10 protein-coding genes are annotated in these 10,646 nt (G+C 44.3%); 3 read left to right on the top strand and 7 right to left on the bottom strand.

The features are described 5' to 3' along the window. Nucleotides 1-5: 5 nt before the first annotated feature. The 7 genes from B3O12_RS16170 to B3O12_RS16140 form a co-directional block, all read right to left on the bottom strand. Nucleotides 6-176 (bottom strand): hypothetical protein, encoded by a 171-nt coding sequence (locus tag B3O12_RS16170; RefSeq protein WP_189631171.1) that lies wholly within the window; start codon nt 174-176, stop codon nt 6-8. A gap of 289 nt (nt 177-465) precedes the next feature. Further along, complete coding sequence (locus tag B3O12_RS16165; protein WP_286757068.1) at nt 466-903, bottom strand: hypothetical protein; 438 nt, start codon at nt 901-903, stop codon at nt 466-468. Beyond that, entirely contained in the window at nt 903-1,982 is a 1,080-nt protein-coding gene (locus tag B3O12_RS16160; RefSeq protein WP_286757067.1) for an RHS repeat-associated core domain-containing protein, read from the bottom strand. Before B3O12_RS16160 ends, B3O12_RS16165 begins: the two co-directional genes overlap by 1 nt. 84 nt (nt 1,983-2,066) lie before the next feature. Further along, nucleotides 2,067-3,731, bottom strand: coding sequence for an FAD-dependent oxidoreductase (locus tag B3O12_RS16155; RefSeq protein ID WP_286757066.1), 1,665 nt, complete (start codon nt 3,729-3,731; stop codon nt 2,067-2,069). Between the two features lie 5 nt (nt 3,732-3,736). Beyond that, complete coding sequence (locus B3O12_RS16150) at nt 3,737-5,140, bottom strand: ATP-binding protein (protein ID WP_189631151.1); 1,404 nt, start codon at nt 5,138-5,140, stop codon at nt 3,737-3,739. A 220-nt stretch (nt 5,141-5,360) separates the two neighbouring features. Next, on the bottom strand, nt 5,361-6,065 hold the full coding sequence (locus B3O12_RS16145; RefSeq protein WP_286757065.1) for a gluconate 2-dehydrogenase subunit 3 family protein: 705 nt from the start codon (nt 6,063-6,065) through the stop codon (nt 5,361-5,363). A 3-nt stretch (nt 6,066-6,068) separates the two neighbouring features. After that, nucleotides 6,069-7,790, bottom strand: a complete 1,722-nt coding sequence (locus tag B3O12_RS16140) for a GMC family oxidoreductase (protein WP_286757063.1) — start codon at nt 7,788-7,790, stop codon at nt 6,069-6,071. A gap of 228 nt (nt 7,791-8,018) precedes the next feature. On the opposite strand from B3O12_RS16140, the gene B3O12_RS16135 reads away from it, so the two are divergent. The 3 genes from B3O12_RS16135 to B3O12_RS16125 all read left to right on the top strand — a co-directional run bounded on the left by B3O12_RS16135 (nt 8,019) and on the right by B3O12_RS16125 (nt 10,638). Then, on the top strand, nt 8,019-9,380 hold the full coding sequence (locus B3O12_RS16135) for an MATE family efflux transporter (RefSeq protein WP_286757062.1): 1,362 nt from the start codon (nt 8,019-8,021) through the stop codon (nt 9,378-9,380). A 72-nt stretch (nt 9,381-9,452) separates the two neighbouring features. Then, nucleotides 9,453-9,803, top strand: a complete 351-nt coding sequence (locus B3O12_RS16130; RefSeq protein ID WP_286757061.1) for a DUF6970 domain-containing protein — start codon at nt 9,453-9,455, stop codon at nt 9,801-9,803. A 100-nt stretch (nt 9,804-9,903) separates the two neighbouring features. Beyond that, entirely contained in the window at nt 9,904-10,638 is a 735-nt protein-coding gene (locus B3O12_RS16125) for a 3-keto-disaccharide hydrolase (RefSeq protein ID WP_286757060.1), read from the top strand. The last annotated feature ends 8 nt before the right edge of the window (nt 10,639-10,646 follow it).

Here is a 10,646-nt window from a genome sequence, read left to right as displayed (position 1 = left end):
GTCTTTTAACAGCCATTTGTGAGGACGCAAATAGAGGCAATTGTTGCTATAAAACGGATAGCCCCATTTATGCCAGCTTCTTTTCCTAAAAAGTAGAGCGCAACCCCAAAAAGCAGTATGTAGAATATCCCCACTGGCTGCTTTGCTTTTGCGATAAGCGATTTATAGTCTATCATATTCTTCTCTGTTTTACCCCCCCAGAACCCAATGTCCCAGTAGGAAATTTGGGGCCTTGATCTTCAATTGCAGCGCCACCACCACCTCTAAAAGAGAAAGAATTAGTTCACAAGGAGAAAGAGAGAAAGGACAAAATAAAGGGCAAAGCAATTGATATTATTGGCAAAATTGCTGGTTGGATAATGAGAATTCTACCTTTCACAGCCTAGTGCTTATCACTCTGTATCATTACTTTATAAAAAAACCCTCCGAAGAGGGCTTTATGTTTTTAACAGATAATTGATAGCATTACCTCCCCAGCTTTTTCTCATATCTCTCCACTTTATCATTTGGAATAGAACGAAGTAACAAAGCCATCAATAAAATAAATAGTGCAACAACTAATTGAACATTATTTATCCTCCTATTAATACCAATACCATCTAGATAGTTAAACTCAGGATTGGAGAGATTAAAACAAGCCATTTTTGGACTGTTATCGAAGTAAATATCTTTATAAATTATATATTGATTTGAATATTCAATTCCCTTATTTTTAAAAGTATACTGAACTTTCAAGTTATCATTCTCTAACTCAATTACATTGATGTCACTCACTTCAACACACTCATATATAAAATATTGAGTGTAAGCATTAAACATAAGGTGCTGATACAAAGAGTAAAATATTATTCCAATTGAAAAAATAATTCCTGCAATTGAAACATACTTGATTAAGTATTTCATTATTTCAGTATTCCTGATGGAGCTTTAATCTTATGTTCTATTTGGTAACCACCAGATCTTTCTTCTTTCTTTATCTGCACTGGTGCAGATATGTTATATGTAGCTACTGACGTGACAGCTCCTGTAGCAGCTTCAAAACCAGCAACAGCGTTGGATGTACTTCTTCCTGCAGCTCCCATTCCGCCCGTTATTTTAGATGTTGCAGTTTGAATAGTGCTTGTATTGGCTCCCATTTTAGATAATGTTTCTGCTGTTTCAGTGATATTAGCAGACATGATCTTTTGCGTTGCTGATGTTGATTGCACAGCGGCCTGACCTACTTTAGCAACAACAACCCCAGCAGCACCACCTATTGCACCAGCCATTGCTCCATCAGCGGCTTTATCCAAGGTGTTATCAAAATTAACATTAGTTACTGCTTTCTCTAAACCCTGACCAGCCATTAAATTCTCAGTAACTTGACCAGCCAAATCTCCTAAAGCCCCACCAAGTCCACCACCTGCTGCTCCTGCAAGTATTACTGCTCCTGCAGTTCCACCAGTTGCAACAGTTAAATCAATTGCTGCTCCAGTTATTGCCCCTGTAATAGCTCCTTCAACTGCCCCTCTGGCAATACTTTCTCCTTTAATTGCAGCTTTAACCCCTCCAACTATTCCTCCAACTACACCACCTATTAAAGTCCCAATAAATTCGCCATTTGGATCAATAAAAATTACAGGATTATTGGATACATAATTATAAGGACTTAGTGAATAATAATCTTCTGCTTTTCTGTCTATCCCATTCCATCTACCTAAAACTGGATCATACATTCTCCATCCATAGTCATAAAGACCTAAATCAAACTCTTCATTAAGCTCCTTCCCATTATACTTAAACTGATTAGGCTTACTCAATGGAGCATTGGAAGACAATGCCTGTATATTCATCCCAAAGGGATAATAATGATCTTCCTGCAATACAGGCCCTTTGGTATGGGTTACCTTCAGGTCGTCAAAGTAGGTATTGTGGTTCTGATTACTCTCATTACTCACCCATATGTATACATACCCCTTCTGGGTAATGTTAATGTTGTTCAAAGTTAATAAATGTTTGGCATTGAGCACACTACTCACCCGCTGATGACCTGATGCCACACGATTAATATTCAGCTTATAGCTTGATCATATTTCTGCTAAATACTCATGCACAAACTTGATGGCCATTGCCCCTTCTCCCACTGCGGAAGCCACGCGGTTCATGGCTCCTGCCCTCACATCGCCAGCGGCAAAAACTCCGGGAGTACTAGTTTCCAGCAAAAAGGGTTCTCGCTTTTTCTTCCATACTTTTTTGAACTCATCTTCCTTTTGGGCATCGCGTCCTGTAAGAATAAACCCTCTTTCGTTTTTAAATATGTGTTCGCCCGTCCAACTGGTATAAGGTCTGGCACCAATAAAAATGAGCAATGCACCGGCCGGCTTTTGCCGGGTAACTTGTGTTTCCAGGTTTTTGAGAGTGACACACTCCAAATGCGTCTTTCCATGAGCTGCCTCTACCACCGATCTCGGCAAAAGACTGATATTTTCTGTTTGCCCTATCTGATCGATAAGGTATTGACTCATGCTGCTGGAAAGATCGGGCTTGCGAATGACAATATACACGTGGCTGGCAAAATTGGAGAGATACATGGCGGCCTGCCCGGCCGAGTTGCCCCCGCCCACTATATACACATCCTTGTTGCGGCAGGCGTGTGCTTCGGTGGTTGCGGCTCCATAATAAATACCGGCTCCGGTGTAGTTGTCTATGCCCGTTGCATTAAGCTTTCGGTATTGAACGCCTGTTGTAATAATCACGGCTTTGGTATGAATCTGCTCTCCATTCTCCAGAATCACTTTCTTGTATTGATCTTGCGTTTCTACCCCCACCACACTTTGTGGTGAAAGAAATTCAATCCCAAAGCGCCTGGCCTGCGTAATGGCTCGCTGTGTTAAGTCGGCACCGGAAAGCCCTTTCGGAAAACCAAGGTAATTTTCTATTCGGGAACTGGTACCTGCCTGTCCGCCAGGGGCATGCTTTTCAATAAGCAGGGTTTTTAATCCTTCTGAACCACCATATACCGCTGCGGCCATACCAGCCGGACCTGCACCTACAATGGTTACATCGTACATTTTTTCTGCAGCCCTAGACCTAAGCCCTATTTTTTCACCTAGTTCTACAGCAGAGGGGTTGACGAGGCAACTACCGTCTTCAAAAAACACGACAGGTAGTTGTTGGTCGCTTATAGACGCCAGCTCCATTAACTCCTTCGCTTCCGGCTCATTAAGCACATCAAGCCACTGAAAGGGAATAAGGTTTCCGCCCAGAAAGTCTTTTACCGCATGCGATTTGGGCGAATACTGATAACCCACCACACGTATTCCTTTAAACACCGGAATATGGTTTATCTGCCATTCATCGAGCAAATCGTTCAGAGTCGGGTATAGTTTTTCTTCCGGAGGATCCCAGGGCTTGTTTAGGTAGTAATCGAGCTGAACATCATTAATGGCCTTTATAGCTGCCTCAATATCGGAGTAGGCTGTTAGCAGCACTCTTTTGGCCGATGGATAGAGCTTTTTGGCTTGCTCCAAAAAATCTACTCCACTCATTTCGGGCATCCGCTGATCAGAAAGAAATAAAGCTACGTCTTCTCCCTTTTGCTTGAGTTCGCGCAAGGCCTCTAAAGCTTCTTTAGCAGAGGTAGTACTGAGTATTCTGTAGTCGGCCCGGTATTGCTTTCGTATGTCTCTTCGAATAGCTGCCAGTACTTGTTCGTCATCGTCTATTGTAAAAATAATGGGTTGTTTGGGCATTTGACCTATTGATGATGAATGGGTATACAAAATTCAAAAGTAGTGAGGCCGGGCTTAGATTCAAGTTTTATTCGACCATTGTGCTTGTCCATAATTTGTTGCACAGTTTCAAGCCCCAGCCCTGTTCCTTTACCTACGTCTTTGGTAGTAAAGAATGGTTCAAAAATTCGGTCTTGAATTTCTTTAGGAATACCTTTTCCGGTATCTGAGATTTTAACGACTATAAATTCGCCTACTACCTCTGTCGAAAGCCTAAGCGTACCGCCATTTTCTTCCATAGCGTCTAGCGCATTGTCTATTACGTTGGTCCAAACCTGATTGAGCTCTCCCGGTGAGGCCGCTAGTTTAGGCAACTCTTCGGCCCAATGTTCTATTACTTCCACCCGGTTCTTCTTGATCTTATGGTTTAGAATAGTGAGCGTTACGCGCAGGCCTTCGTGTACATCGGTGGGCTCAAAATCGGACGACCGATCCATGTGTGAGTAGTTTTTCACGGAGTTGACCAAAGTGGAAATTCTGTTGGAGGCATCTTTTATTTCTCCTACCATCTTTTCGGTAGTAAGCACATTGTCTATCCATACCAAAACAGACGGAAACTCCTTTTCTCCGATTTCTTCTTTCACCCGGTCCAGATCCTGATCCAAAAAACCATAATCGGCCAATGTTTCTGCGAGCATATAGCAGTCGCCATAACCATTAGCCTCCAACCAGTCGGTCAAGTCATCTTCGCGTTTAGCGCGCGAAAGCATTGGCTCAGCTTTATCGATTCCCCGGGCGAGCTTTCCAAAAACTAATTCATTGACAAAGTCTATTTGGCGATTGGTCACCTCCATAGAGATAACCCGTTTAAGCTTATCGGGCACAGTGCCCAAATGCTTTTGCAGCGATTCGGCCGAACGCACAATGGCTGCTGCCGGATTGTTAAGCTCATGAGCTAGACCAGCCGAAAGTTTGCCTAGAGCCATTAGCTTTTCGCTCTGATGTTGAAACCTTGAAAAATCCCTAACCCTGTCTGTCATTAAATGCACCAATAGCTCAGTGAGCTCGTGGCACTCGCAAATGAGGTCTTTGAAGAAGGTTTTAGAAAGGTAAAATACTTTTGAATCGACCAGAGCAAAGGCATTGCCTGTAGCTGATTGCACTCTGCTGTAAGGCAATGCACCAGAAATTTCTCCGGTTGAAATTCTGGCCATCTCTCTATATTGGCCATTTACCGCCATTTTAAGCGAAACCGCTCCATCGACCATAATAAACAGCCGGTCTACTGAATCGCCACGTTTAAAAATCTGATCTCCGGCCTTAAAGGCGGTGAGCTTACCCCGCTCTACAATCCACTCAATTTGTTGGCGGGGAATATCGGAGAGTATGTTAAATGCGCAGAGTCTGTCAACTAGCTCTTGATCTTTCATGGACTAAAAACTGAGAAGTCTGGGAATTAGTTCTTTCGAACCTGAAGGTAAGTAAAGAGTATCATTAAAGCAGGTAGTACATTGGGAATAAAAAAGCTGTTCCAACCATCAGCATACTTATTGAAGGCCATGCTTAGAATGCATAATCCTTACAGGTAAAGAAGTTACTGAGTATTGAAACAGCTCTTTATTTGTAGTACAAGCCTACCAGTTCAGCCGCTTAGGTAATGAGATTACCCTCATCGTCCCATTCGGCTATGGCAGTTCTCTTGCTTTGGTCTACGCATTTGGCCAACCATTCCGGTTCATAATCTACATCGTGTTCGGCCAAGACATCGGCCGGAACGCCATCCCATACTCCGGGTGTATTGCCTTTGTAGCCCAGGTCTTTAATTCCCATCTCAGAGGTAAAGTAACCTGTTAGCGTAAGGTTTCTCATTCGCGTAAAGAATCTTTCGCCAGGCAATAGCTCGGGGGCCGTTTTGCCCGGGTAAGCAATTTGGTCACAAATGCTTTTTTGCTGTTCTTCAGTGAGCTTTTTAAACTCTGCATTATAGAGCTTATTGGAATAAGAATCGAGCCAGGCAATGCCACCACGGATAGGTAGTTGGTGGTGCGGCATATCTTTCACTATAAACTCTATAAACTCTACCACTCCGGCATCGCTGGCCGAGCCAAAGTTGGCATTGGCAGGGAGAATAATATCGCAAAGTACCGCAACTATTTCCAACTCGTGTTCATTGAGAAATACTTCGGCCAATACCTTACGGTCGTGTTCCTTTTCTTTCTCATTTCTACCATAACCAGGCAATTCAGGGGTTTTAGCCGTCTCTTCAGGTTTTTCGCCAGGAGCGCAACCGGTTACCAACAGGCCTCCGGCTACAGAACCCACCAATAATGATTTTAATGAATCTCGTCTGTCCATGGTTTAAATGTTTCTTTGTTTTACTTGTTCTACCAGATAGTCGGAAGCCCTCCAGGCCAGGGCCAAAATGGTCCAGGTTGGGTTTTTATCGGCTTGCGATACAAACGGCCCGGCATCCATCACAAATACATTCTCACAATCGTGCAATTGGTTGTATTTGTTAGTTACCGACTCTCTTTTATCATCACCCATTCGGGTGGTTCCTACTTCGTGAATAATTTCACCGGGCTTGGTAAGTCCATAATGTCGGTCAGCTCCGGGTTTTGAACCCAAAAGTATTCCGCCCGCTGCTTCAAGTACTTGCTCAAATGTATCTTGCATATGCTTGGCCTGTTTCACTTCGTGCTCTGTCCATTTATAGTGGAACTTGAGTACGGGTATTCCCCATTCATCTACCACATTGTTGTCAATTTCACAATAGTTATCGCGTTGCGGCACACTTTCACCTCTTCCGGAAACACCAAGTACTGCGCCATAGTAGCGCTTCACATCGTCTCGAAGTGAGTCGCCATAGCCTCCAATAGTACCTCCAGTAATCTTATTCAGGTCGTTGGGGTTAAAGCCAAAACCGTAGCCGGGCATACCCATGCCTCCCCATACCTCTATATGATAGCCTCTTGGGAAGTCTAGTTTTTTATCGTTGAGCCACCAGGGTGTATATACGTGCATCCCTCCCACTCCGTCTTCATTGTAAATCTTGCGATCCATGAGTTGAGGAAGAAAAGCCGATCGGCTGGCTCCGGTAGAGTCGTGTAGGTAGTGTCCTACAAGCCCGCTACTATTGCCAAGTCCGTTTTGGTGAATACTGCTTTTTGAGTTGAGTAAAATGCGTGCCGTAGAACAAGCCGAAGCAGCCATTACTACTACCCGGGCTTTCAGGTGGTACTCTTTGCGATCGAGCTTGTTGATGTAGTTTACCCCTGTGGCTTTACCTTCTTTGTTGGTTGTTACCTCTCTTACCATGGCATTGGTAAGTATCTCTACCTTTCCGCCATTCCGCTGGGCCGGAAAAATAAGGCAGGTACCTGAAGAAAAATCGGCATAGGCCGAACATGCCCGGTTGCATTGCCCACAATAGAAACAGCTACCTCTCTGATTATTTATTCGTTTGGTAAGAATGGAAAGTCTTGAAGGTATTACGGGAATACCGGCCTTTCTGGCTCCTTTTACATAATAAAGTTCGTGCAGCCTGGGCTTGGGTGGTGGCAAGAAGAAGCCATCGGGCTCATTGTGCAGATTCTCTCTGGAACCAAATACACCAATCAGCTTATCTACCTTATCATAATAAGGCTTTACATCGTCATAGCCAATGGGCCAATTATCACCGAGACCATCAATGCTTTTTCGCTTAAAGTCCAGTGGACCAAAACGTAGTGAAATCCGACCCCAGTGGTTGGTTCTTCCTCCCAACATTCTGGATCTAAACCACCTAAAATCGGTTCCCTGACCGTTGGTGAAAGGTTCTCCCTCGATGTTCCAGCCACCATAGGCCGCATCAAAATCGCCAAACGATCTTCTGTCTGAACTGGCCCCTCTTCTGGGAGATTCCCAGGGCCATCGCAGTTGAGTACGATCCTCATCTTTGGCAGGGTCAAAATGGGGTCCGGCTTCCAGCACTGCCACATCAAAACCTGCTTCTGACAGGATTTTGGTGGCCATTCCGCCTCCAGCACCGGAACCTACAATGGCCACATCGTAGGTTTTTGCTGATTCTATTATTTGCATAGCGCGTTGTTAGTTGATGAATAGTTTAAAGCAAGCCTTCAAGATAAAGAATTCAACTTTAAAACGAAGTTGGCTTAATGGAGATTGGCCATAAAAAAGTATGAACTGAACAAACCATAAGAGCAGGCACTCATTGAATACTAACGGTGGCAACCTCTCATGGAAGAATTAGAAAAAACTGAAACTATTTTCTCCCATCTGCACTGTTTAACATAGTTTTGTCCGTTCATGAAAAGAGGCCGGTTAGATCTTACTCAAGGTTCCATATTAAAAGGACTCATTGCCCTTGCCCTCCCAATTATTGGTGCAAACCTGCTACAAACAGGCTATCAATTGGTCGATGCTTTCTGGGTGGGTAAACTGGGAGCCAATGCGGTAGCTGCCGTTTCTGTCAGTTTTCCGGTAAATTTCCTGCTCATTTCACTGAGTTCAGGATTTGCCTTTGCCGGAACCATTCTGGTCGCTCAGTATGCCGGGGCCAAAAATTTTGGCATGGTCAACCATGTGGCTACTCAAACGCTCACCATGGTGGTAATCATCAGCCTTGTTCTATCCACGGTGGCTTACTTTCTGTCTCCTTCTATTCTTCATTGGCTCGGAGTCGAAGAAGTAATTTTCGAAGACGCCAACATCTTTCAACGAACCATTTTTATTGGACTGGTCTTCAACTTCGGTTTCATTATGTTCCAATCACTTATGCGGGGCATTGGCGAAGTAAGAATACCACTCTACATCAACGCAGCCACCCTTGCCATTAATTTTGTTTTAGATCCGCTATTTATCTATGGCTGGGGGCCTGTTCCGGCCTTTGGCGTAACCGGAGCAGCTGTCAGTACACTGGTTACGGTAAGCCTCTCAGCCTTTACCGGAGTGTATATTCTGTTCAAGGGTAGAACTGATTTTCAGCTTTCCTTAAAGAATTTTCAGTTCGACTTGCCCCTGTTAAAGAAGGCCTTCAGGTTGGGAGCTCCTTCTTCTGTAGAAATTTCGGCACGAGCTCTGGGGCTTACCATTATGACAGGCATAGCCGCTAAGTTTGGAACTGAAGTACTGGCCGCCTATGGAGTTGGCTCACGGCTCATAAGTTTTGTGGTCATATTTGGTCTGGGCCTGCTCCACGCCTCCTCTACATTTGTTGGCCAAAACATGGGTGCCAGACAGGTTGGCAGGGCTGAAAAGGGAGCCACTTATGCCGCATGGATTGGTTTTGGTGCCCTCACTATCATTGGCATAGTCTTTTACTTTTCGGCCGAACCCCTGGTAAGAGCTTTTCTCGACTCTACCGATGAGGTGGTTGGCATGGGGGTAGATTTCTTAAAAATAACCTCGTTGGCCTTTGGCTTTATGGGTGCCCAACTGGCCTTAGTGGGCACTTTGCGTGGTTCGGGCAACACGGTAGAATCCATGATTCTGGCCATTATTGGGATATGGATTATTCAGTTTCCATTTGCATGGATTACTTCAGAAATGGAGAGTTTTCAGGAGTTTGGGGTTTGGTGGTCTTTTCCGGTGAGTTATGTTATTCCCTGTATACTTACGGTGGCGTGGTTTAAAATGGGCCGATGGAAAAAGAAGAAACTTGTTGATTAGGCTCGGGTAAAAACGACCAATACAACTGTTTGACTCCCCTTTGTGTCTAAACTCTCAAATAAGGTCAAACAGATGAAAAAATTAATTGCAAGTACATTTTTGCTCTTGTTAGCCTTGAGCTGCGACAATAAGGGCATTCCGGTAGATCTTCCTTCCTGCATTCAGGATCAAATCAAAACTGTGGCACTCAACAGCAATGTAAGAAGCCCCGAGAGGGCATCAGTAGAAGCCTATTTATACAACGGTCAGCGGGTCTATGTTTTCAATCCGGGGTCGGGCTATGCCGACTGGCTGTACACCTTCTATAATGAAGATTGTCAGGTGGTTTGCGAAAGCGGTGGCTTTGCCGGTGTAAACACTTGCCCCGATTTTAATGAGAAAGCAGAATTTCTGGGGGTGGTTTGGAGAGACTCCAGGCCCTAATTATTCTCGTCTTCTCTCTATGCAATCGTTTGACGATTCTGCCCACAAGGCTTTGCGTAGTTATTGGAGGTTTCGCTAACTTGGCATAAACCTTTAGACTATGAACTTTAAAACTATTTGTTTTTCCATGATTGCCCTGGCTACAATGGCTTGCGGGAGCAAACAAGCAGAAGAAACAACCAACACCAGCTCAGAAAAAGAAACAGAGTGGGTTACTCTTTTCAATGGTGAAAATTTTGACGGTTGGAAAACCTATGGCAAAGACACGATGGCAACCGCCTGGTCTATTGTAGACGGTGCCATTGTTTGCAATGCCGGTGCAGGAGAAAAAAATGTGGGCTTTAGCAGCGAATCGCTGGTAACCACCTCTACCTGGGGCAACTTTGAATTCGAATTAGAATATAGAATTGCCAAAGGCGGCAACAGTGGTATTTTCTATCATGTGATTGAGGCCGATACTTTACCTTTCGACTTTATAACCGGACCGGAGTATCAGGTTTTAGACGATGAGTTTTCGCGCTCAGAAACTGAGCCCTATAAAATGGTAGCATCGAACTATGCCATGCATGCCCCTGCCGAAACCAAAAAACCTAACCCTCACATGGAATGGAACAAGGTAAAAATAGTGTACAATAATGGTCATGTAGAGCATTGGCTCAACGATGAAAAAGTACTGGAATTTGAAGAAGGATCGGAAGACTGGCTAGCCAGAAAAGCGGCCGGAAAATGGGCTAATTCTGCTACATATGCAGCTTTTAAAGAAGGAGCATTCAGCCTTCAGAACCATGGCGATGAGGTACACTATCGCAACATACGGGTACGTCCTTTAAAATAGCCTCCTTA

The sequence above is a fragment of the Roseivirga sp. UBA838 genome (assembly GCF_002296035.1).
Classification (GTDB): Bacteria; Bacteroidota; Bacteroidia; order Cytophagales; family Cyclobacteriaceae; genus Roseivirga; species Roseivirga thermotolerans.
The sequence above is the reverse complement of the archived record's forward strand: the minus strand, read 5'-3'. Positions and strand labels throughout refer to the sequence as shown.

Coding starts and splice junctions, on each gene's coding strand:
- B3O12_RS16145 (WP_286757065.1), bottom strand. CDS start 6,065: ATGGACAGACGAGATTCATTAAAATCATTATTGGTGGGTTCTGTAGCC.
- B3O12_RS16140 (WP_286757063.1), bottom strand. CDS start 7,790: ATGCAAATAATAGAATCAGCAAAAACCTACGATGTGGCCATTGTAGGT.
- B3O12_RS16135 (WP_286757062.1), top strand. CDS start 8,019: ATGAAAAGAGGCCGGTTAGATCTTACTCAAGGTTCCATATTAAAAGGA.
- B3O12_RS16165 (WP_286757068.1), bottom strand. CDS start 903: ATGAAATACTTAATCAAGTATGTTTCAATTGCAGGAATTATTTTTTCA.
- B3O12_RS16150 (WP_189631151.1), bottom strand. CDS start 5,140: ATGAAAGATCAAGAGCTAGTTGACAGACTCTGCGCATTTAACATACTC.
- B3O12_RS16125 (WP_286757060.1), top strand. CDS start 9,904: ATGAACTTTAAAACTATTTGTTTTTCCATGATTGCCCTGGCTACAATG.
- B3O12_RS16130 (WP_286757061.1), top strand. CDS start 9,453: ATGAAAAAATTAATTGCAAGTACATTTTTGCTCTTGTTAGCCTTGAGC.
- B3O12_RS16155 (WP_286757066.1), bottom strand. CDS start 3,731: ATGCCCAAACAACCCATTATTTTTACAATAGACGATGACGAACAAGTA.
- B3O12_RS16170 (WP_189631171.1), bottom strand. CDS start 176: ATGATAGACTATAAATCGCTTATCGCAAAAGCAAAGCAGCCAGTGGGG.